At 42.1% G+C, this 22,979-nt stretch carries 22 protein-coding genes; 15 read left to right on the forward strand and 7 right to left on the reverse strand.

Features of this window, described 5'->3' with window-relative positions:
• Window positions 1-47 precede the first annotated feature (47 nt).
• Entirely contained in the window at window positions 48-2,321 is a 2,274-nt protein-coding gene (locus D8791_RS03050) for an ATP-dependent Clp protease ATP-binding subunit (protein ID WP_125446203.1), read from the reverse strand.
• A 241-nt stretch (window positions 2,322-2,562) separates the two neighbouring features.
• Between D8791_RS03050 and D8791_RS03055 the strand changes: the two genes are divergently transcribed.
• The 4 genes from D8791_RS03055 (at window position 2,563) to D8791_RS03075 (ending at window position 6,513) form a co-directional block, all read left to right on the forward strand.
• On the forward strand, window positions 2,563-2,793 hold the full coding sequence (locus tag D8791_RS03055; RefSeq protein WP_005592360.1) for a DUF1797 family protein: 231 nt from the start codon (window positions 2,563-2,565) through the stop codon (window positions 2,791-2,793).
• Window positions 2,794-2,932: 139 nt separating this feature from the next.
• Window positions 2,933-3,787: a bifunctional methylenetetrahydrofolate dehydrogenase/methenyltetrahydrofolate cyclohydrolase gene (locus tag D8791_RS03060; RefSeq protein ID WP_125446204.1), complete on the forward strand. Its 855-nt coding sequence runs from the start codon at window positions 2,933-2,935 to the stop codon at window positions 3,785-3,787.
• Window positions 3,788-4,064: 277 nt separating this feature from the next.
• Window positions 4,065-4,721: a CBS domain-containing protein gene (locus D8791_RS03065; protein WP_125446205.1), complete on the forward strand. Its 657-nt coding sequence runs from the start codon at window positions 4,065-4,067 to the stop codon at window positions 4,719-4,721.
• Window positions 4,722-4,971: 250 nt separating this feature from the next.
• Entirely contained in the window at window positions 4,972-6,513 is a 1,542-nt protein-coding gene (locus tag D8791_RS03075; protein ID WP_125446206.1) for an ABC-F family ATP-binding cassette domain-containing protein, read from the forward strand.
• 117 nt (window positions 6,514-6,630) lie between these two features.
• On the opposite strand, the gene D8791_RS03080 is transcribed toward D8791_RS03075, so the two are convergent.
• Window positions 6,631-7,056, reverse strand: a complete 426-nt coding sequence (locus tag D8791_RS03080; protein WP_125446207.1) for a MarR family winged helix-turn-helix transcriptional regulator — start codon at window positions 7,054-7,056, stop codon at window positions 6,631-6,633.
• A 62-nt stretch (window positions 7,057-7,118) separates the two neighbouring features.
• Between D8791_RS03080 and D8791_RS03085 the strand changes: the two genes are divergently transcribed.
• The gene (locus D8791_RS03085) at window positions 7,119-7,553 is read left to right on the forward strand and encodes a GNAT family N-acetyltransferase (RefSeq protein WP_125446208.1); all 435 of its coding nucleotides are present in this window, start codon (window positions 7,119-7,121) and stop codon (window positions 7,551-7,553) included.
• Window positions 7,554-7,610: 57 nt separating this feature from the next.
• Here D8791_RS03085 and D8791_RS03090 read toward each other — a convergent pair whose 3' ends face one another.
• The 4 genes from D8791_RS03090 to D8791_RS03105 all read right to left on the reverse strand — a co-directional run bounded on the left by D8791_RS03090 (window position 7,611) and on the right by D8791_RS03105 (window position 10,313).
• Complete coding sequence (locus tag D8791_RS03090; protein ID WP_045498988.1) at window positions 7,611-7,928, reverse strand: DUF960 domain-containing protein; 318 nt, start codon at window positions 7,926-7,928, stop codon at window positions 7,611-7,613.
• Between the two features lie 186 nt (window positions 7,929-8,114).
• A complete protein-coding gene (gene ntdP, locus D8791_RS03095) occupies window positions 8,115-8,648 on the reverse strand; it encodes a nucleoside tri-diphosphate phosphatase (protein WP_005590859.1) in 534 nt (177 codons plus the stop codon).
• 86 nt (window positions 8,649-8,734) lie between these two features.
• The gene (gene recX / locus D8791_RS03100) at window positions 8,735-9,511 is read right to left on the reverse strand and encodes a recombination regulator RecX (RefSeq protein WP_125446209.1); all 777 of its coding nucleotides are present in this window, start codon (window positions 9,509-9,511) and stop codon (window positions 8,735-8,737) included.
• A gap of 25 nt (window positions 9,512-9,536) precedes the next feature.
• Window positions 9,537-10,313, reverse strand: coding sequence for an aminoglycoside 3'-phosphotransferase (locus D8791_RS03105; RefSeq protein WP_125446210.1), 777 nt, complete (start codon window positions 10,311-10,313; stop codon window positions 9,537-9,539).
• 55 nt (window positions 10,314-10,368) lie between these two features.
• On the opposite strand from D8791_RS03105, the gene rlmD reads away from it, so the two are divergent.
• The 4 genes from rlmD to D8791_RS03125 all read left to right on the forward strand — a co-directional run bounded on the left by rlmD (window position 10,369) and on the right by D8791_RS03125 (window position 12,782).
• Window positions 10,369-11,727, forward strand: a complete 1,359-nt coding sequence (gene rlmD, locus D8791_RS03110) for a 23S rRNA (uracil(1939)-C(5))-methyltransferase RlmD (RefSeq protein WP_125446211.1) — start codon at window positions 10,369-10,371, stop codon at window positions 11,725-11,727.
• A 181-nt stretch (window positions 11,728-11,908) separates the two neighbouring features.
• Window positions 11,909-12,250 carry an ATP-binding cassette domain-containing protein gene (locus D8791_RS03115; protein ID WP_260473503.1) on the forward strand — a complete coding sequence of 114 codons (342 nt, stop codon included), beginning with the start codon at window positions 11,909-11,911 and terminating at the stop codon, window positions 12,248-12,250.
• 12 nt (window positions 12,251-12,262) lie between these two features.
• Window positions 12,263-12,427 carry a hypothetical protein gene (locus tag D8791_RS03120; protein WP_125446212.1) on the forward strand — a complete coding sequence of 55 codons (165 nt, stop codon included), beginning with the start codon at window positions 12,263-12,265 and terminating at the stop codon, window positions 12,425-12,427.
• 40 nt (window positions 12,428-12,467) lie between these two features.
• Entirely contained in the window at window positions 12,468-12,782 is a 315-nt protein-coding gene (locus tag D8791_RS03125) for an ATP-binding cassette domain-containing protein (RefSeq protein ID WP_260473500.1), read from the forward strand.
• A 371-nt stretch (window positions 12,783-13,153) separates the two neighbouring features.
• On the opposite strand, the gene D8791_RS03140 is transcribed toward D8791_RS03125, so the two are convergent.
• Window positions 13,154-14,086, reverse strand: coding sequence for a nitronate monooxygenase (locus D8791_RS03140; RefSeq protein ID WP_125446213.1), 933 nt, complete (start codon window positions 14,084-14,086; stop codon window positions 13,154-13,156).
• 292 nt (window positions 14,087-14,378) lie between these two features.
• Here D8791_RS03140 and D8791_RS03145 point away from each other — a divergent pair, with 292 nt between their 5' ends.
• From D8791_RS03145 to D8791_RS03175, 6 genes are all read left to right on the forward strand, one after another.
• On the forward strand, window positions 14,379-14,609 hold the full coding sequence (locus D8791_RS03145) for a DUF1858 domain-containing protein (protein WP_005590851.1): 231 nt from the start codon (window positions 14,379-14,381) through the stop codon (window positions 14,607-14,609).
• A 2-nt stretch (window positions 14,610-14,611) separates the two neighbouring features.
• Window positions 14,612-15,973, forward strand: coding sequence for a DUF438 domain-containing protein (locus D8791_RS03150; RefSeq protein WP_125446214.1), 1,362 nt, complete (start codon window positions 14,612-14,614; stop codon window positions 15,971-15,973).
• Window positions 15,974-15,999: 26 nt separating this feature from the next.
• Window positions 16,000-16,254, forward strand: a complete 255-nt coding sequence (locus tag D8791_RS03155; protein ID WP_125446215.1) for a DUF1912 family protein — start codon at window positions 16,000-16,002, stop codon at window positions 16,252-16,254.
• 345 nt (window positions 16,255-16,599) lie between these two features.
• Window positions 16,600-17,181 (forward strand): GNAT family N-acetyltransferase, encoded by a 582-nt coding sequence (locus D8791_RS03160; RefSeq protein ID WP_125446216.1) that lies wholly within the window; start codon window positions 16,600-16,602, stop codon window positions 17,179-17,181.
• Between the two features lie 1,131 nt (window positions 17,182-18,312).
• Window positions 18,313-20,970, forward strand: a complete 2,658-nt coding sequence (locus D8791_RS03170; protein ID WP_125446217.1) for a valine--tRNA ligase — start codon at window positions 18,313-18,315, stop codon at window positions 20,968-20,970.
• A 1-nt stretch (window position 20,971) separates the two neighbouring features.
• Entirely contained in the window at window positions 20,972-22,663 is a 1,692-nt protein-coding gene (locus D8791_RS03175; RefSeq protein ID WP_125446218.1) for an AIPR family protein, read from the forward strand.
• Window positions 22,664-22,979: the final 316 nt, after the last annotated feature.

A 22,979-nucleotide genomic window follows, 5' to 3' on the forward strand; every position in this document is an offset into this window, starting at 1 on the left:
TCTTGTTTTGTTTTTAAAAGTTTATCAAGACGCAGAGTTAAAATCAGTTAGCTTTGGCTTTCATCGAGCTTAGTTTTTTCTGCTTCAGCCTTTTTGGCTGATTTGATGAGAATTTTTCCATTGCTGGTCATGATAGCTTTGAGTTCTTTTTCGCTTGGATTTTCCAGATAGAAGTCAGTAATGGCGTCTTCGATATGGTCTTGAATGGTGCGGCGCAGTGGGCGAGCACCCATTTTCGGATCGTAGCCCAGATCAACTAGCTTTTCTTTGACCTTTTCCGTGACATCCAGATGAATGTCGTTGATTGCCAAGCGCTGGTTGACATCGTCCAGCATAAGGTTGACGATTTGCAGTAGATTGTCCTTTCTGAGTGGCTTAAATTCGATGATGCCGTCGAAGCGGTTCATGAACTCAGGACTGAAGAAGTTGCCCAATTCACCCAAGACGGAGTTGGTGCGGCCTTCACGAGCTGCTCCAAAGCCAACGCTGGCTTCAGCTTTGCCCGTTCCGGCATTGGATGTCATAATGATAATGGTGTCTTTGAAGCTGACAGTCCGGCCTTGACCATCGGTCAGGCGGCCATCATCCAGAACCTGCAGGAACATGTGCATGACATCAGGATGGGCTTTTTCCACCTCATCCAGCAGAATGAGCGAGTATGGATTGCGGCGGACGCGCTCAGTCAATTGACCAGCCTCCTCATAGCCGACATAGCCTGGAGGCGCACCGACCAGCTTGGCCACGCTGTGTTTTTCCATATATTCACTCATATCAAAGCGAATCATGCTGTCAGCCGAGCCAAAGAGCTCAATGGCTAGTTGCTTAGACAGCTCAGTCTTACCGACACCAGTTGGTCCGACAAAGAGAAAGCTACCGATTGGGCGATTAGGACTTCCCAGTCCGACCCGATTGCGACGGATGGCCTTGGCAATCTTATCCACGGCATCATCTTGACCGATGACGTGGGCTTTTAAGTCGCTGGCGAGATTGACCAGTTGAGACTGTTCTTTTTCTTTGAGGTCTCCAACTGGGATATTGGTCTTTTGCTCCACGATGTGCTCGATTGTTTTCTCGCTGATAATTGGGATATCGTTATCCAGTACGCTCGTCTTCTGAAGTTCCTTGTATTTGGCGATCTGGTCGCGGAAGTAAGCGGCTTTTTCAAAGTCTTCGTCACGGGTTGCCTGAGCCTTGAGATTTTCGGCCTCAATCAGGCGTTGGTCAATGACTTTAGGATCAACAAAGTTGAGGGTTAGGTTCATCTTAGAGCCTGCTTCGTCCAAGAGGTCAATAGCCTTGTCTGGCAGGAAGCGGTCTTGGATGTAGCGGTTGGAGAGAAGGGCAGCTGCTTCAATAGCCGCATCTGTGTACTTGACGTGATGGTAGTCTTCGTATTTTTTCTGAATTCCTTTGAGGATGGTAATCGTTTCTTCTACTGTTGGCTCGTCGACCTTAACGGGCTGCATGCGGCGCTCGAGGGCAGCATCCTTCTCAATGATACGGTATTCATTGAGAGTGGTCGCTCCAACCAATTGGAGTTCGCCACGAGCCAGAGCTGGTTTGAGAATATTTCCGGCGTCCATATTGCCATCGCCAGCAGAACCCGCTCCGACAATTTCATGGATTTCATCGATAAAGAGAATGACATCTTGACGAGAGCGAATCTCGTCCATGAGCTTCTGCATCCGCTCTTCAAATTGGCCGCGGATACCAGTCCCCTGTACCAAGCTGACAACGTCCAGGCGGATAACTTCCTTACCTTGGAGTTTATGAGGCACATCCCCATCCACAATCTTCTGGGCTAGGCCTTCGACTACGGCTGTTTTTCCGACTCCGGGCTCTCCGATAAGGACAGGATTGTTCTTAGTGCGGCGGTTGAGGATTTCGATGACACGGGTTATCTCTTCGTCCCGACCGATGACAGGATCAATCTCTCCTTTGCGAGCAATCTCAGTCACATTGATACCAAACTCTTCTAGGAGACCCTTGGGCTTTTGTGGAGCCTGTTGGCGCGGGCCAGATCCACGGTTGGAATTGCCACCATAGCCACCGCCACCGTAGCCTCCTCCAGATTGAGTTGGCGGGATATTTGGATTTGGTTCTTGGGGTTGTTGGAAATTACCAAGACTGTTAAAGAAATCGTCAATTGGATCAATTCCTTGGTTATTAGCCTGAGTCAGTCCTCGAAAAAGGCTATTGTTAGGGTCTGTCTTCATGATTTGGTAGCAGTTTTGACAAAGGTCAATCTGCTGCTTATTCCCATTTACATTTGTATAGAGATGGATGGTTGATTCATTGATTTTACAATTTTGACAAAGCATATTCTACCTCTTTCTTTGGCCGTAGATCCACCTATTTTTAAATGGTCAAAAATAGTCAAAGTATTATAGTTTCATTATATCAGTATTCTTGCACAATGCAAGAATTTACTACAAAATCCTCCCTGAGACTGATTTTTTGAGAAATTATAGCGCGAAAAAGAGAAAAAAATGGTCTTTTACTGGTATTTCAGTTTCTTTTTATGGTAAAATAGGAGAGAAGCAAGTAAATAGGAGAAATAAAATGGAATCACATTTAGTTAGAATCATCAATCGTTTGGAAGCTATGGCCAAAGATGGTGGAAATTTAAAACGTAATTTTGAACGTGAAGGAGTGGTTGTTGCCGAAGTGGCGTACAGCTACGACGAAGAAAATGGACCAATTTTTACGCTGCGTGATGTGGCAGCGCGTGAGACTTATACTTTCGATAGTATTGACTTGATTGCCATGGAAATTTATGAATTATTATACTAAAAAGCAGGGTTCTGCTTTTTTATTTTGCTCGTCAAGCTCAGTCTTTCATCCTATAACTTTATATAAGAAAAATGTATAAGTGGGACAGAAGGATTTCTGATATAATGAATAAATATAGTGAAAAAGAAATGAGAAAAGAATGGTAAACATTATTGATGGGAAAGCTTTAGCAGAAAAGCTTCAAGCGAAACTTGCAGAAAAAACAGCAAAGTTAAAAGCGGAGACAGGTCAGGAACCTGGTTTAGTGGTGATTTTGGTGGGTGACAATCCAGCCAGTCAGGTTTACGTGAGAAATAAAGAGCGGTCTGCTCTAGCTGCAGGCTTCCGCAGTGAAGTCGTGCGTCTGCCCGAGTCAACGAGTCAGGAAGAATTGCTGACCTTGATTGCTAAATATAATCAGGATCCAGCTTGGCACGGAATCCTAGTCCAGCTTCCTTTGCCAGCCCACATTGATGATGAAGCGGTTTTATTAGCCATTGATCCAGATAAGGATGTAGATGGCTTTCATCCGACCAATATGGGGCGACTTTGGTCAGGGCATCCCTTGATGATCCCTTCTACACCAGCAGGGATCATGGAAATGTTCCGCGAATATAAGGTGGACTTGGAAGGAAAGAATGCGGTGGTGATTGGCCGTAGTAATATTGTCGGCAAACCCATGGCTCAGCTTCTGTTGTCTAAAAATGCGACCGTTACTCTGACGCACTCAAGGACCCATCATTTAGCAAAAATTGCAAAGAAAGCTGATATTTTAGTGGTGGCTATCGGACGAGGACACTTTGTAACCAAGGACTTTGTCAAGGAGGGAGCCGTCGTTATTGATGTCGGCATGAACCGGGATGAAAATGGCAAGCTGATTGGCGATGTTAAATTTGACGAAGTGGCAGAAGTGGCTAGTCTCATTACTCCAGTTCCAAAGGGAGTCGGGCCGATGACGATTACCATGCTAATGGAACAGACTTACCAGGCCTTTGTCAGAAGTTTAGAGAAGTAATAGAAAAGTAGTATTTGGGTGATCGATTTTTTCTTTCAATTGTTTTTGGTAATCTTGTCGCTAGAGGTATTAGACAAGAAACTATAGAGATAGTCTAAAGCGAGGCTGGGTCAAACGTTCCCCCTCGTTTTTTCATAGGAGAATCTAGCTTTTTTATAGGTAGCCTGCCTGATTTTTCTAAATTTTGAAAACATAAGAGAAAATTGTGAAAGCGTTTGAAATTAGTTGGAAAATACAGTATAATAAGATTAGAAAAAGAAATTAGAGGAGGCTTCTCATGGCAGTAAAAGATTTTATGACACGCAAGGTTGTATACATTAGCCCAGACACAACGATTGCGCATGCGGCGGATATTATGCGCGACCAAAAATTGCACCGTTTGCCCGTGATTGAAAATGATAAGCTGGTGGGTCTTGTGACAGAAGGAACAATCGCAGAAGCAAGTCCATCAAAGGCAACGAGTCTATCTATTTATGAAATGAACTATCTTCTGAATAAAACCAAAGTAAAAGATGTGATGATTCACGATGTCGTTACGATTTCCCAGTATGCTAGTCTGGAAGATGCGACTTATTTGATGCTGAAAAATAAAATTGGAATTTTACCGGTTGTGGACAATGAGCAGGTCTATGGAGTCATTACAGATCGTGACATTTTCAAGGCTTTTCTAGAAGTGTCTGGTTATGGCGAAAAGGGCGTTCGGATGCGCTTTGTCACGGAAGACGAGGTTGGTGTCCTATCGCATATTATCGCATTACTTGTCGAAGAAAACCTCAATATTTCAAATACAGTCAATATTCCTCGTAAGGACGGTAAAGTTGTCATTGAGGTACAAATTGACGGAGATATTGACTTGGTTTCCTTGAAGGCCAAGTTTGAAGCACACAATATAAAAGTAGAAGATATTACCCGCACCAGTGCAAAAGTTTTATAAAGTGAGAGTGGGACAGAAATCGGTAATTGGTTAGAATTCGATTTCGTCGTCCCACCTCCGCACAGTTGAGTAGGGCTGTAAAAGCTGATGAAATCAGCGTAGTAGAGCCCACTCAACCACTGCGTCTTGCTCGACAATCCAAAGAAAATTGAGAGGCTAGGACTTTTGTCCCAGCCTCTTTTATTTTCTTGCCAATTGGCTTCCTAAGATGGTATAATCAAGGAACTGCAATCAATGTAGAGGAGAAAAGATGAGTATTTTAGAAGTAAAAAATCTCAGCCACGGTTTTGGTGACCGGGCTATTTTTGAGGATGTATCCTTCCGTCTGCTCAAGGGAGAGCATATCGGCCTAGTCGGTGCCAATGGTGAGGGGAAGTCAACCTTTATGAGCATTGTGACGGGTAAAATGCTGCCGGACGAAGGTAAGGTCGAGTGGTCCAAGTATGTGACGGCTGGCTATCTGGATCAGCATGCCGTGTTGGAGCAGGGCCAATCTGTACGAGATGTCTTGCGTACGGCCTTTGACGAGCTGTTCAAGACCGAGGCCCGCATCAATGAAATCTACATGAGCATGGCTGAGGATGGAGCGGATGTGGATGCCCTCATGGAAGAAGTGGGCGAACTGCAGGACCGCTTGGAGAGCCGGGATTTCTATACTCTAGATGCCAAGATTGACGAGGTCGCACGGGCTCTGGGCGTCATGGACTACGGTATGGAAAGCGATGTGACAGAGCTATCTGGCGGACAGCGGACTAAGGTTCTCTTGGCCAAATTGCTTCTGGAAAAACCGGATATTCTGCTCTTGGACGAGCCAACCAACTATCTGGATGCGGAGCATATTGACTGGCTCAAGCGTTACCTTCAGAACTATGAAAATGCCTTTGTCCTGATCTCCCATGATATTCCTTTCTTGAATGATGTGATCAATATCGTCTACCATGTGGAAAATCAGCAGTTGACCCGCTATTCTGGGGATTATTATCAATTCTTAGAAGTCTACGAGATGAAAAAATCTCAGCTGGAAGCAGCCTACGAGCGCCAGCAGAAGGAAATTGCAGACCTCAAGGATTTTGTGGCCCGCAACAAAGCTCGTGTAGCGACCCGTAATATGGCTATGTCTCGCCAAAAGAAACTCGATAAGATGGACATTATTGAGCTGCAAAGTGAGAAACCAAAACCATCCTTCGACTTCAAGCCTGCCCGTACACCTGGCCGCTTTATCTTCCAAGCCAAGGATTTGCAGATTGGGTACGACCGAGCGCTGACCCAGCCTCTTAATCTGACTTTTGAGCGCAATCAGAAAGTGGCCATCATCGGGGCAAATGGGATTGGAAAAACGACCTTGCTCAAGAGTTTGCTAGGGATTATCCCGCCTATCGCAGGCCAAGTCGAGCGTGGGGACTATCTGGAGCTGGGCTATTTCGAGCAGGAAGTAGAAGGCGGCAATCGTCAGACACCGCTGGAAGCAGTCTGGAACGCCTTTCCGGCCCTTAATCAGGCAGAAGTCCGAGCAGCTCTGGCCAGATGTGGTCTGACTTCCAAGCACATCGAGAGCCAGATCCAGGTCCTTTCAGGTGGAGAGCAGGCCAAGGTTCGACTTTGCCTCCTCATGAACCGAGAAAATAATGTTCTGGTTCTGGACGAGCCGACTAATCACTTGGATGTAGATGCCAAGGATGAACTCAAGCGTGCGCTTAAAGAGTACAAAGGGAGCATCCTTATGGTTTGCCATGAGCCGGACTTCTATGAAGGCTGGATGGATCAGATCTGGGATTTCAATCAACTAACTTAAAAAGCTATTAAGCCGGTTTTGCTTGCAGAGACGAGGGTATCTTCTCAGTCACTTGCAAGCAGCCGCTTTTAATAGCTTTAGTTTTTAATATCCAATAGTTGCAAATACAACTATGTGTTATAATTCTTCTTGTCGGGAGTTTTGGATTTTCTGTAAGATATGATCCAACTGAAAGAGTTCAGACGATGTTAGTTGATGCAGACCAGCTTGAATATATCTGTCTTCGTAGCCAATCAGCTTATCATATACTTTTAGTGCAGGAGTCAGTGGATAGAGCTCCTTGAACTTCTTATTTTCTTGCTTGGTTTTCTTGACAATCAAGCCCCTTTCTTCCAGCTTTCTTAGAGACCGGCTTAGAGTAGTCTTGTCAATCTGAACCAGCTCTGCCAGCTGAGATTGATGGATGGCGGGATGTTCGACAATACGAGTAAGAATGAGAAAGAGATTATTATCAAGCCCGTATTGGCTAGCTTCTTGATTCATTTTCATCATGGCTTGACGGGAGATGAATCCCATTTGACGAAATAACTGACGGTAATCCATAAGAACTCCTTTGATAGTTGCATTTACAATGATTATATAATAAAGCAAGGACGGAAACAAGCATGTGGCATAAAAAATATTTGCAAGAGTTGGACACGCTGGAGTTTTACAAGCTTTTAAAACTGCGAATCGATACCTTTGTCGTCGAGCAAGAGCGAATCTACCATGAATTGGATGAAAAAGACTTAAAAGCTGTTCACATTTTTCATGTTAATAAACAAGAGGAAGTAGATGCCTATGTTCGCGTGTTTGAGGAAGCTGAAAAAGTCGTTTTTGGTCGACTTGTGACGGCCCCGTCAGCCAGGGGAAAGGGCCTAGGGAATAGATTGGTAGAGGAAATCTTGATTCTTTGTAAGAAAAAGTGGCCGAGAAAAATGATTGAGATTGAAGCTCAGGAGCAAGTCGTGGGCCTTTATGAAAAATTCGGTTTTGTGACTCAAGGAGAGCCTTTTATCTTTGAATCAACGCCTCATATCAAGATGATTTACAAAAAATGAAAAAATCCAGTTGAAGAACCGCTCATAGTGACGGTGTATCAACTGGATTTTTCTTTCTTAAAACATAGAGTATTCATCAGCTAACATGACCGTCTCTCTGCCGTTATTATCCACAACGTAGATCATGCGAGGGTAGAATGGGTCAAATTTATAGGTGAAATCAAAGGAGATGAGTGTATCAAGATGGTCCTCAGAAAAGCGAAAAGTCAGCTTCCCTTCGTTATTGATCAATTCGAAGCGAATCAGATTATTCAAAGGGAAAACATCTTTGAGGAAGTTGTCGATGATGTACCAGAAAGTGTCAATCACATCATCTGGAAGGCTAGTGATGGCGCCAAAGCTGGCATAGCGACCACGTGTATTGGTAAAAGCCATGAGACTCACTCCTTTCTAGAAATTTGCTGTGGAGGACCAGAAATTGGTCCTCTAGTGCTTTACTAGCAGCATTGATGGTTCTATCATACAAGAAATAAGTAGGAATTGCAAGAAATTGCTTCCTTGCTGGACGAAGGTCTTTTGAGAAAGAAAACAAGAAAAAAGAGCTTGCGCTCTTTGACAACTTTATCGATTCTTTAGTTCAACATAACGTTTGTACCAAATTTTCACATAAGCATCGGAGAAGGGACCGCGTTCGTTGTTGATCCAGTCAACCAGAATCTTGACGTTTTCCTTGAGAATGAAATCCAAATCATCCGAATAGTTCATTTGCCTTTTATGACGCTCATACTCTTCTACATCAAGCAGCCGTTTTTCTCCGTCTGTGAAGACCTTAACATCTAAATCATAGTCGATGTACTTGAGGGCTTCATTGTCCAGATAGTAGGGGCTAGCAAGGTTGCAGTAGTATGAAGTGCCATTATCACGAATCATGGCAATGATATTAAACCAATATTTCTTATGAAAATAGACAATGGCAGGCTCTCGTGTTACCCAGCGCCGGCCATCACTTTCTGTTACCAGTGTGTGGTCATTAACGCCAATAATGGCATTTTCTGTTGTCTTTAGTACCATGGTATCTCGCCAAGTGCGGTGAAGATTCCCATCATGCTTATAACTTTGAATTGTAATAAAGTCGCCTTCTTTGGGAAGTTTCATAACCTACCAACTTTCTACAATTTTTAAGTTTATCCTCTTTATTGTAACATATTTTCATAAAAATGCCTAAGTTTTCATAGAAAATCTTAAAGATATTCTCTTAGAGCGCTGGCAATGTCCGAAAAATCATACCCTTTGCGGGCCAAAGCTTGGGTCAGACGCTGTTTTAAGTCGTAGCCATCATACTTTTTTGAGTACTTGCGGTATTGCTTATCTAGCTCTTTATAGAGCAGCTCTTGTTGATTTTCCTGGTCTTCTTCGATGTCTAGATGATGGAAGGCCTCTTTGGCTTGGCTATATGAAAATCCTTTGTTTATCAGGGCTTGGAGGATTTTATCCTGTAGCGCCTTGCTGGGAAGCTTTCCCTGGTATTTCTTTAAAAGTTTCTCAGCAACTCGCTCGGCTACTTCAGTGAAATCAAACTGGCTCAATTCTTCTTCAATGATAGTGGCAGAAATCCCTTTTTGACTGAGTTTTTGTTTTAGAACAAAAGCGCCTTTGTCACCAGTGAGAAGGTTGGATTGGATATAAGAATTGGCATATTTTCTGTCGTTGATCCAATTATCTTTTTTCAAAGCGTCCAAGACTTGGCTGATGACTTCGGGGTGGATGTCGTGCTGGGTCAGGTAGTCCTTAACTTCCTTGGTAGTTCTTTGCTTGAAGGAGAGATGATAGAGGGCTAGATTTTTTCCGTAGGAAAATTGGGCGTAAGTTTGAATTTCTTTTAGTTCCTGCTCCGAGATTTCCATCCCTTTAGACAGCATGAAGCGAACGATGGTGTCCTCTGTGATATAGAGCTTTTCACTGTCGTCCAACTCCAAGAGGTAGAGCCGTTTTTTCTTTTCGATTTTTGTGATTTTCATAGGGGATTTGGTAAAGTCCTTTCTTTTAACCAAATGCTTCAAAGGCAGCTATCAAGCGCAGTTTGTCTGTATCAACATCCTTCCTGCCATAGTAGTCGAGAAAGAGCTCTGCATATTGAGGGTCAGATAAATTATAAGTAAGGGACCAGATCGCCCAGTAAAGGTCAATGTGGTGATCGCTAAAGCCTGCGAGTCCAACGTCAATGAAGCAGGAAAAGTTTGCTGCGTCTTTCAGAATGAAATTGGGCAAACAGGCGTCTCCGTGAATCAAGGCGTCCGCCGTTAGTAGATGTCCCTGTTCTTGGATAAGTTGATATGCTTCCTTACGGCTTTGGATGTGAAATTGAGGCAGCAAGGCTTTTTGATAAAAGCAACCTTTCTGATAATTTTCCTCTGCCTGCTCTTTATAGTGTTGGAGGCGATGCTGGATTGGGAAATGCTGGGGTTGGATGCTGTGAAGTTTTTTGAGTGCGGCAGCCATTGTTTGGCAAAGCTCTTCTGGCTGTTGAAGAAAGGCTAGGGCGTCCTTGCCCTCGGCTTCTCTAGTCAGCAGGTAGTCATGATCTGCTGATAGGTAGTGAGTGACAGGCACACCGAGTTCTTGCTTCTCAAACCATTTGGCAAGTGTGGCTTCTTGGGCTAACTGGCCTTTTGGGTCAATTTTCAAATAATAGCCCGTATCGGCATAGAGAACACGGGCACTTGAATGTGAGGAGCTGTCGTAAAAGTTGGCTCCCTCTAGATAAGTTCGGATTTGCTCAGGGAAATGGGCTAGTGGAAGGGATATTTTTTCTGCTTTCATACTTTTATTGTAACATATTCTCAACGAATTGACTCTAGCGTGGTATAATAGAGGCATGAATGTAAAAGTGAAGCAAAGAATCCCTCTCAAAATCAAGAAAATGGGAATCAATGGGGAAGGAATTGGATTTTATAAGAAAACGCTGGTCTTTGTGCCGGGGGCTTTGAAAGGTGAAGAAGTTTACTGTCAGGTGACCAAGGTACAGCGGAATTTTATCGAGGCCAAGCTCTTGACCATCAATAAGCGGTCGAAATTTCGGGTGGAAGCGCCGTGTGAGATTTATGAAAGCTGCGGAGGCTGTCAAATCATGCACCTCCACTATGACAAGCAGTTGGAATTTAAGGAAGACTTGCTGCGTCAGGCTCTGAAAAAGTTTGCGCCAGCTGGCTACGAAAATTATGAAATCCGTCCGACCATTGGTATGCAGGAGCCGCTCTATTATCGGGCCAAGCTGCAGTTTCAGACTCGGAAGTTCAAGGATGAAGTCAAGGCGGGGCTCTATGCCCAGAACTCCCACTATCTGGTCTCGCTGAAAAATTGTTTGGTTCAGGACAAGGTGACGCAGGCTATTGTCAATAAGGTAGCTCGGCTTTTAGGCAAGTACAGGCTGCCCATCTATGATGAGAGAAAGACTGCTGGAGTACGTACCGTCATGATTCGCAGAGCCAGAAAAACGGGTCAGGTGCAGATGATTTTTGTGACAGGGCGCAAGTTAGACTTTTCTCCAGTCGTTCGAGACCTAGTGGCTGAATTTCCAGAGCTGGAGACAGTTGCAGTTAATTATCATACGAGCAAGTCCAGTGAGATTTATGGGGATAAGACAGAGATTATCTGGGGCGAGGAAGCCATCCAAGAAGGTGTGCTGGACTATGAGTTTTCCTTGTCGCCTCGGGCTTTTTATCAGCTCAATCCTGAGCAGACAGAGGTGCTTTATGCGGAAGCAGTCAAGGCTTTGGATGTGACGGCTGAGGACCATTTGATCGATGCCTATTGCGGAGTGGGGACCATCGGCTTTGCCTTTGCGAAAAGGGTCAAGTCTCTGCGTGGTATGGATATTATCCCTGAGGCCATTGAAGACGCTAAGCGCAATGCGAAACAGATGGGCTTTGATAATACACTTTACGAGGCTGGAACGGCAGAGGAGATTATTCCTCGCTGGTATGCTGAGGGTTATCGGGCGGATGCCTTGATTGTCGATCCGCCGCGAACAGGTCTGGATGATAAGCTGCTGGAGACGATTGTCCGCTATGCACCTGAAAAGATGGTTTATGTTTCCTGCAATGTCTCAACTCTGGCTCGGGATTTGGTCAAGCTCTGTCAGGTCTACGATGTCCACTATATCCAGTCGGTTGATATGTTTCCGCATACCGCTCGGACCGAAGCAGTGGTGAAATTGGTCAAAAAAGTATATTGATGTGAACGTCTGTTTGGATGTCGACTGCGTAGAGAAAAAATAGATACGTCAGTAATAAATTAACTTAACGAGAACATTAAATAAAAACTGAAAGGAAGTCTAAATATGAAGAAAATTTTTTAAAATTCCCTAATTTTATTGTTGGTAATGGATAATATTGTTGTATGATGAAATCGTGGCTATGCCGATGAAATTTAATACTATCATCTCAGAGATGGGGTCAAATATTTCAGGTAGTCAAAGACAACGGATAGCACTGGCACGTGCATTAATAAATAATCCTAGTATTGTAATTTTAGATGAAGCAACTAGTGCATTAGACACTATTAATGAGGAGAGAATAACAAAGTATATACAGAGCCAGGGCTGTACTCAAATAATTATAGCCCATAGATTGTCAACGATTAAGGATACGGATATTATTTTTGTAATAAAAGATGGTAAGAATGTTGAGTCAGGAAATCATAAGTTCTTAATGGCTATTGGTGGAGAGTACTACAGCTTATATACAAAAAGGAAATGAGGTGTAAAGAAAATGAAGAAAGAAAATGAAGATGTGATTTCAATAGCAGCCTCACTAGGGATGATGATTGGAATAGTGTTTGCAATTTTTTTAGATTCTCCAGTTGAATATGGTATTTCTTTAGGATTGTTGAATGGAATATTATTGGGTTCGCTGATTTCTTACAAAAAACGATAAGAATTAAGCATAATTTCTTGCTGTAAGCTAAGGAGTAGGGATGGCTATAGTTGAAATTATTAATGTAACAAAAAGCTTTAAAGATACTGACGTTATTCATAACACTTCATTTTATTTAAGGAAGGGAAAAGTATATGGTTTTGTTGGACCAAATGGAGCTGGAAAAACTACAATTATCAAAATGATTCTAGGGATTTTAAAACCATATTCTGGGGAAATAACTATTTTTAATCAAACCGTAGAACAGAATTCCGAAAATATATTATCTAGAATAGGATTAGTTTTGGAACCTTTATTTTATGGTCATCTTGATGCTTATAAAAATTTGAAGTTAATAGCAAATATAAGGGCTTAGTTTAGATATTGAAAAACTTAATGAATATCTATCAATGGTAGGATTAAAAGATGTTATTCTCAAGGGAAAGACAACACGAACCGAAGCAGTGGTGAAATTGGTCAAAAAAGACAAGTAGAAGAGCGATTTGTTGAAGCATATTTGAGGCAACGATAAAAACAAGCCTAAATGAACAGCAAAAGAGGCTGGGACAAAAGTCCTAGCCTCTCAATTGTCTTTGGAATGTCGAGTAAGACGCAGTGGTTGAGTGGGCTCTATTACGCCGATTTCATCAGCTTTTACAGCCCTACTCAACTGTACGGAGGTGGGACGACGAAATCGAATTCTAACGAATTACCGATTTCTGTCCCACTCTCTTTTGAGTTAGAGGATTATAGCTTGATTTCAGTGTTTTGGAGAACCTTTTGGGCATCGGCAACGATTGTATCGAGGATTTCTTTACATGGACGAATTTTCTTGACTAAGCCTGCGATTTGGCCACTCATCATAGAGCCATGTACGGTATCTCCTTCATAAACAGCTTTAGAAAGAGAACCGATGGTGATTTCTTCGAGTTCATTACGATTGGTGCCTTTGTTTTCTAGTTCGATATAGTGGTCAGTCATTTCATTGCGGATACAACGAACTGGCGCACCAGCAATACGACCAGTAACGGCAGTAGCAGTGTCATTGGCTGCGACAATGGCATCCTTGTAAGCTGCGGCAATTGGGCATTCTTCTGAAGCTAGGAAGATAGTTCCCATCTGAACCCCTTGCGCACCGAGGACAAAGGCAGCAGCGAGACCACGACCATCAGCAACCCCACCTGCAGCGATGACTGGAATATCAACTGAGTCGACAATCTGAGGAATGAGAGCCATAGTATTGGTTTCACCGATGTGACCACCAGCTTCAGAACCTTCGGCAATCACAGCATCAACTCCGAGTTCTTGCATTTTTTGCGCGTGTTTGACACTGGCAATAACAGGGATTACCTTGATACCTGCATCTTTCAGATAAGGCATGATGAATTTCGGTGTACCAGCCCCAGTCGTTACGACAGGAACTTTTTCTTCAATGATGACTGTTACAATCTCCTTGATATTTTTCATCATGAGCATAACATTGACGGCAAATGGCTTGTCAGTCAATTTACGCAGTTCACGGATTTCTTCGCGCAACTGCTCACCCGTCATTCCTCCTGAAGCGATGATTCCCAGCCCACCAGCTTCAGAAACAGCTGCCGCCAGTTGGTAGTGGGAAATCTGAGCCATAGCTCCTTGGAAGATAGGGTACTTGATGTTCAACAACTCTGTAATAGACATAAGGCATCTCCTTTATTCTGTATTTAAAATCATTATATCACTATAGTAAAGCTTTTTCAATGAAGCTGTAGACTGTCAAAAGATAGTGGTTTGTGAAAAAAATCTCAGAAGCGATTGATAGGACTAGCTTTTCCTTGTGAAACTAAATTGATCAGTGTCCTTATAACAATAACTTATAGCCTATTAGAATTTGTTATATTCTCTAAGATCGAATTTGAGCAAGTGTGGGAAGGATTTTTATAGGATGCATCTTTTGTGATATAATAATAAAAAATACACGGAGGTAGAGCATATGGATAATGTAATTGATTTGTCTATCCCAGTGGCAGAAGTGATTGAGAAGCAGCCAGAGGTTTTGGATGTTTTGGTCGAGTTGGGCTTTAAGCCTCTGGCCAATCCCGTCATGCGCAATACAGTCGGGCGCGTGGTTTCTATCAAAAAAGGAGCCAGCATGAATGGCATTGACCTGAATAAAATCAAGCAAACGCTGGAATTGAACGGCTATGAAGTGGTGGGGATTTAGAAATGGCTACTGAACGCATTGAAGTCCTCAAGTCTATCTTGCTGGACCTACATAAGGGAGCTTCGGCGGAGTCCGTTCAGGAGCTCTTTAATGAGCATTTTGCTGGTGTGTCCGCTATCGAGATCAGCCTGATGGAGCATGAGCTGATGAACTCAGATACGGGAGTGACATTTGAAGATGTCATGTCCCTCTGCAATGTCCATGCCAACCTCTTTAAAGGTGCCATTCAGGATGTGGAGGTGGTTGATACCGACCATCCAGGCCATCCGGTTCAGATCTTCAAGCAGGAAAATCTAGCGCTTCGGGCTGCCCTTATGCGGGTTCGCAGGCTCCTATCCACCTATGAAAGTACAGAAGATGAGGACCTTCTTCCAGAAATCCGCAAGGGACTCCAGCGCCAGCTGAGTTTGGTGGGACAGTTTGATGTCCACTATCAGCGTAAGGAAGAGCTCATGTTTCCTATCATGGAGAGCTACGGCCACGATTCGCCGCCCAAGGTCATGTGGGGGGTAGATGACCAGATTCGTGACCTTTTCCAAGAGGCTAAGATTGCTGCAGAGCAGCTGCCTGATACTTCGATTCAAGAAGTCAAGGACAAGTTTGAGACTTTTGCTGCTGAGTTTGAAGCTATGATTTTTAAGGAAGAGTCTATTTTACTGATGATTCTTCTTGAATCCTTTACTCAGGATGACTGGCTTAAGATTGCTGAGGAGAGCGATGCTTATGGCTATGCTATCATCAAGCCGACGGAGAAATGGATCCCTGCGCGTCACTCATTCTCGGAGGAGGAAGCTGGGGATGCTGCTGATGAAGGAAGCGAAGCGCCAGCCAGTACGGAGCAGACTAGTGATGGCAGGTTTGAGCAGGTCATTGATACACCAGATGGTCAGGTCACTATTTCCTTTAAGCCCAAGGAAAAGAAGGAGCCAGCCTTTAATCGGGACTCTCAGCAGCCTTTTGGTCATGGCTATCTGTCGGTGGCGGAGGCCAATCTGATTTTGGACCATTTGCCCATGGAGATTACCTTTGTCAATAAGGACGATATTTTCCAGTATTATAATGACAGTGTGCCGGCGGATGAGATGATTTTCAAGCGAACGCCGTCCCAGATAGGGCGCAATGTTGAGCTCTGTCACCCGCCCAAGCTTTTGGACAAGGTGCGTCGGATTTTCAAGGCTCTGCGTGAGGGAGAGCGGGACAAGTTTGAGATGTGGTTTAAGTCGGAATCGCGGGGCAAGTTTGTCCATGTGACCTATGCGGCAGTGCGAGATGAGGCTGGTGAATTTCAGGGGGTGCTGGAGTATGTGCAGGATATTCAGCCCTTCCGTGACATTGACAGTGATTTTTACCGAGATTTGGACTAGGTATTTGCAGTTAGAAAGTGAGAAACATGAGTTACGAACAGGAATTTTTACAGGAGTTTGAAGCTTGGGTCAAGACCCAGGTCATGATTAACGAGATGGCCCTCAAGGAGAGTCAGGCAGTCTACGAGGCGGACCAGGATGAGCGGGCCAAGGAAGCGGCCATTCGCTATGAGAGTCGTCTAGATGCCTACCAGTTCCTTTTAGGGAAATTCGCCAACTATCAGTCGGGCAAAGCATTTCACGACCTGCCAGACGGGCTTTTGGGTGAGAGAAATTATTGATTTTTCGCTGGAAAGGTGATAGAATAAGTTCATCAGAGGTGTTTTGAGTCAAGCATTTTACAGAAAGTGGCGGTGCTGAGAAGTCCACAAATGTGTCAAAGCTGGTTGCTGATGAGATGATAAATTGAAATAAAAGTGTCTTTTTGTTTCCTTTTAGGACTAGGCAGCGAGCTGCAGGCTATACTAACGTATGCCAAAGCGACTTAACGCCGTCATAAAAGAGAAAGAAGAAGAGAAAAGTTGCGGGCTTCTGCCCGAAATTGGGTGGTACCGCGGATAACACATTCGTCCCTTTCTAGTCTGACTAGGAAGGGATTATTTTTATGTTACGGAAAGGAGGTCTGAATGAAACTTCTTGAATCTTATAATGGCAAAGAGTTGCCAAGGTTGGAAACTGAGCGATTGATATTGCGTCAGCGAACGGCAGATGATGTGGAGGATATGTTTGCTTATGCTGGTCTGCCTGAAGTCTGTTATCCAGCTGGCTTTCCTCCTGTAGATAGCTTGGCAGCAGAACGTGATTATTTTGAAAATCGCTATTTTGAAAATCTAGAAAAGAAGGAACTTCCGTCTGGCTATGGTATTACAGTTAAGGGGGATGACCGAGTCATTGGCTCTTGTGACTTCAATCATCGCCATGAAGATGATGTCTTTGAAATTGGCTACCTCCTGCATCCAGATTATTGGGGGAAGGGTTATGTACCAGAAGCCGTCAGTGCTTTGATAGAAGTTGCTTTTACCATTCTTAAACTTCACAAGGTTGAAATTCGATGCTTTGATTACAATAAACAAAGTCAGCGAGTCGCTGAGAAACTTGGCTTCACCCTTGAAGCTCGCATCCGAGACCGCAAAGATGCCCGAGGCAATCGCTGTGCAGAATTGGCTTATGGCTTGCTGAGGAGTGAGTGGGGGATGCAGACACTATGAAATTGAACAAGTACAAAATTTACACGAGTTGAGGTTCATTGACTTGTAAATAAATCATACACTTCCAACTGTTCGCAATTTCCGAATGGTTAATGTTTACCAATTGGATTAGAAGATGTACTTTTTGAAAGGAGGTTATAAAATAATCAAGTCTAGCAAAAAGAATATATTTGATTTTTTGAACGATATTGGAATCAAACCGTTATTGTCTCTCATAATGCTTGTGATAATAGTTATGATGGATAAGACTACATTAGTAAAGAGNATAAAATTACTAGGTTTAAATATTTATGCTTGGATTTTTGCAATAATATTATTATTTTACCTTGTTTGTTATAGACCAAGAGACAAAAGAATAAATTATTTGCATAAAAGTAGTATATATAAACAATATGTTTCTTTTTTCAGAGAAATATTTTTCTCAATTAGTTTAATCATGTTTTGTTTGTTTTTACTAAGCTTATTTTCTAATAATAAACCAAATAGAGAAATAAGTAGTATAATTACAACGTTAGGGTTATTACGCTTAATGATTTCTACAATGATGATTCTTACTGAGCTAAGTTTTATATCACTAACGTTATTATCTGTTACAATTTATGTGAGTTTATTTATTGTTGGGATTTTTGACATTAAATGGTGGGCGTTAGCTACAAGTCTTTTAGTATTATGGAACTACATAAATTCTAGGGAATTTCTTATATTCTTGAATAAGGGGGATACAAAGATAGAGATTCCTGCTAAGTTAGAATATAGATGGCAAGTAAATAAAATAATTTCTTATATCGCAACTTTTATCCTATATTTGTCGCTTCTTTTTTCTAGTGTTTTAATTGAAAAATCTAACTCAACTTTTTTTGAAAGAGGAACGATGAGGTTTTATACATTTTTTGGTACAACTGTTGTAATTATTTTAATTTATGCCTTTTCTAGATTTTACTTTTCAAGAAATAATTCTTTAAGTCACAATTTTATAGGAAAGTTATTTATCAAAATTGGAGATTTCCTCTGTCTATATAAACTTGACAATTTTGTTGATTTATATAATGAGACTTTAACTAAACATCAAAACAAGCAAACTAGAAGATTAGTATATAAAAAATTTAAAAAAAGAAATTAAGGAGCAAACACATGTCTAAACAACTTTCACCTAAATACAATCCAGCCGAGGTTGAGGCTGGGCGTTATCAAAAATGGCTTGATGCCGATGTTTTCAAGCCTTCAGGAGATCAAAAGGCCAAGCCTTATTCGATTGTGATTCCACCACCAAACGTAACTGGGAAACTCCACCTTGGTCACGCTTGGGACACAACCTTGCAGGATATTATCATCCGTCAGAAGCGCATGCAGGGCTTTGATACCCTTTGGTTGCCAGGGATGGACCACGCGGGGATTGCGACTCAGGCTAAGGTTGAGGAGCGCTTGCGTGGTGAGGGTATTAGCCGTTACGACCTGGGGCGTGAAAAATTCCTAGAGAAAGTCTGGGAATGGAAAGACGAATATGCGACGACCATCAAGGAACAATGGGGCAAGATGGGGCTCTCTGTAGACTACTCTCGTGAGCGTTTCACTCTTGACGAAGGCTTGTCAAAAGCCGTGCGCAAGGTCTTTGTGGACCTTTACAAGAAAGGCTGGATTTACCGTGGTGAATTTATCATCAACTGGGATCCAGCAGCTCGCACAGCTCTTTCTGATATCGAGGTGATCCACAAGGATGTCGAAGGTGCCTTCTACCATATGAACTACATGCTGGAAGATGGTTCACGCGCCCTTGAAGTGGCGACAACTCGTCCTGAGACTATGTTTGGGGACGTTGCCGTTGCGGTCAATTCAGAAGACCCACGCTACAAGGACTTGATCGGTAAAAACGTTATCCTGCCAATCGCTAATAAATTGATCCCAATCGTTGGGGACGAGCACGCAGATCCTGAGTTTGGTACAGGTGTCGTGAAAATCACACCTGCCCACGATCCAAACGATTTCTTGGTTGGTCAACGCCATAACTTGCCACAAGTTAACGTCATGAATGACGACGGAACTATGAATGACTTGGCCTTTGAATTTGCAGGTATGGACCGTTTTGAAGCTCGTAAGGCAGTCGTTACTAAGTTGGAAGAAATCGGTACCCTTGTTAAAATCGAAAAACGTGTCCACAGTGTTGGTCACTCAGAGCGTACGGGTGTAGTGGTTGAGCCACGCTTGTCTACGCAATGGTTCGTCAAGATGGACCAATTGGCGAAAAATGCGATTGCCAACCAAGACACAGAGGACAAGGTAGAATTCTACCCACCTCGTTTCAACGATACCTTCCTTCAATGGATGGAAAATGTCCATGACTGGGTAATCTCACGTCAGCTCTGGTGGGGTCACCAAATCCCTGCTTGGTACAATGCCGAGGGTGAAATGTACGTCGGTGAAGAAGCTCCAGAAGGCGACGGCTGGACTCAAGATGAAGATGTCTTGGATACGTGGTTCAGCTCTGCCCTCTGGCCATTCTCAACCATGGGTTGGCCAGATGTTGACTCAGCAGACTTTAAACGTTACTTCCCAACTTCAACCTTGGTAACAGGCTACGACATCATCTTTTTCTGGGTGTCTCGTATGATCTTCCAATCCTTGGAATTCACTGGCCGTCAGCCATTCCAAAACGTTCTTATCCACGGTCTCATTCGTGACGAGCAAGGACGCAAGATGTCTAAGTCTCTCGGAAACGGGATTGACCCGATGGATGTCATCGAGAAATACGGTGCCGATGCCCTTCGTTGGTTCCTTTCAAACGGTTCTGCACCAGGCCAAGACGTGCGCTTCTCTTACGAGAAAATGGATGCTTCATGGAACTTCATTAACAAGATCTGGAACATTTCTCGCTATATCCTCATGAACAATGAAGGTTTGACCCTCGAGCAAGCAACTGCCAATGTCGAAAAAGTTGCCAACAAGGAAGCTGGAAATGTCACAGACCGCTGGATTCTCCACAACCTCAACGAAACTATCGGCAAAGCGACTGCTAACTTTGACAAGTTTGAGTTTGGTGTAGCTGGACACATCCTCTATAACTTCATCTGGGATGAGTTTGCGGACTGGTACGTTGAGTTGACCAAGGAAGTCCTTTATAGCGATAACGAAGAAGAGAAAGTCATCACACGTTCTGTTCTCCTTTACACCTTGGACAAGATCCTTCGTCTCCTTCACCCAATCATGCCATTCGTGACAGAGGAAATCTTTGGACAAATCTCAGAAGGTTCTATCGTTACAGCAGAGTACCCAACTGTCATCCCAGCCTTTGAAGACCTTGCGGCTCATACTGGTGTGGAAAGTCTCAAAGACTTAATCCGTGCTGTTCGTAATGCGCGTGCAGAAGTAAACGTAGCACCAAGTAAGCCTATCACCATCCTTGTTAAGACAAGCGATAGCGACTTGGAAGCCTTCTTTAACAGCAATGTCAACTACATTAAACGCTTCACAAATCCAGAACACTTGGAAATCGCATCAACTATCCCTGCACCTGAACTCGCAATGTCAAGCGTCATCACAGGAGCAGAAATCTACTTGCCACTGGCTGACCTCCTCAATGTCGAAGAAGAACTTGCTCGTCTCGACAAGGAACTGGCTAAATGGCAAAAAGAACTGGACATGGTTGGTAAGAAGCTCTCTAACGAACGCTTCGTAGCCAACGCTAAACCAGAAGTCGTCCAAAAAGAACGCGACAAACAAGCCGACTACCAAGCTAAATATGATGTGACAGTGGCGCGTATTGATGAGATGAAGAAACTTGAGGAGGGAAAATAAAATGGTAATTACAAAATATGAATCTTACTATAACAAGATAGTTGAGAAATTAGAAATTATTAAAACAGAGCAAAATTATGCTAATTTATCACTTGCTTTTGCTCATTGGTTTTTAGAAAATCAATATGAGATGTCTGAACAAGAGGTTGCAGAATCTATAATTGATGGAAATGGTGATAATGGGATAGATGCTATCATTCATAATGAAGAAAATAAGTCTTTAGAGATATTTCAGTTTAAGTTTCCGAGTAGTGCCAAAACGCTCAATGAAGAAATTAAACAGGGTGATATTCTAAAAACCCTGAATGGTTTTAACACGCTAGTAGAACCATCAAGTAATGTTTCTGTGGAACAATCTAATTCTTCTTTTAAAAATTTCAAAGACTCATTAAATGATGCTGAAATACAATATTTCAAAATTAATTTTGTGTCTTTTAATAAAGGAATTGTAGCTGATGCTAATAGGGAACAAATAAATAATTTTGTTTCTATTTTTAAAAGTAATACAGGTGCAAAGATAGATGTAGAATACTTTTCAAAAAATGAGATTTCTAATATTTATGAAAAAATCCAACGTAATACATCTTTAGAAGTGAGAATACCGTTTAAGACTATGCAACCAGCATACTCTAATAATGGAATTACCTCATCTGTAGGTGTGATTAATGCAAAAGCTTTAGTAGAGAATATTAAAGATGTTATTGGTGTCATTTTTGATGAAAATGTAAGGTTATTGGAGAAAAATTCATCTGTAAACAATGGTATGAAGAAGACAGCCTCTTCTGAAGAAGCGAGTATGTTCTACCTATATAATAATGGAATTACTTTTATTTGCGATAAATTTACACCAAGCCCAACATCTCAACTATTGACAATAGTTGGTGCATCCATTGTTAATGGTTGTCAAACAGTTACAAGTTTGTATCAGTTGAATGAAGAAGGCAAATTAAGTGAAGATGTAGATATATTGACGAGAATCATTGAAATATCTGATTATGAGCAACGATCAAAAATTACAGAATTTTTGAATTCGCAAAATCCTGTAAAGAGTAGTTATTTTATTGCTAATAATTCAATTGTACGAGACTTGCAAACTGCGCTTTTAGAATATGATTATTTTTTAGAACGACAAATAAATGAAGCCAAACATAAAGCAAAATATGTCGATAATGATATTGTTAAAAATAAAACTATTATAAAATTGGAAAATGTTATACAGTATTATACAGGGTACTATATAAATAAACATGCAGCTCTTGCTAAAAGACAGAAAGGTGGTCTGTATTCACAAGATATAATCAATGAAATACTTATGCATATGACCGCTGAAAAGGTTATTGAATCATATACAATGTATGAAGAGATCGCTAAAATAATTACATCTTACCGTAAAAATAGACGTAATAAAAATAATCCTGAATTTGCAGATTTTATGGGAATTGATAATGATGAATTTGTAAAATTAAGTAATGAATATCTATTTATTAATACAGCAGATATATTGTTATTAAATATTGTAGGTAATTTGAAAAAAAGAAGTCAAAGAAAAACCAATAAGGTATTAATAAAGGAGGCAATTGACTTAGTGAAGCATACCATTGATTCAAACAAAGAATATCATAAGACTCTTCCCTCTTCTATTACTAAAAATCAGAGGATCTATTCCGAAATCCAAAAGAAGATTCATGAATAAATTATAGTACGGTAAGCTAGAAGGTGTTCTATTTCATGTTTGCATTTAACTAAAATGTTTGATTTGGGGATGTAAAATGAAGTCCAACAAATCTCGAAAAACATATACAATTCAATAATATGTTGATTTATATTGGAAAAGACAATATTTTAGAAATCAGCTTACTACCTAACAAATCCTGTAAGCTCAAACCGACCTGAGAAGTACAACATTGCAGCTTTCTTCTCAGGTGTTGGGGGAATTGAGTTGGGATTTGAACAGACCAACGAGTTCAGAGTGCGTACAGAAATGAATCTGATGTTCTAGTGTCTAACTT

The sequence above is a fragment of the Streptococcus cristatus genome (genome assembly GCF_003943515.1).
GTDB classification, from domain to species: Bacteria; Bacillota; Bacilli; order Lactobacillales; family Streptococcaceae; genus Streptococcus; species Streptococcus cristatus_D.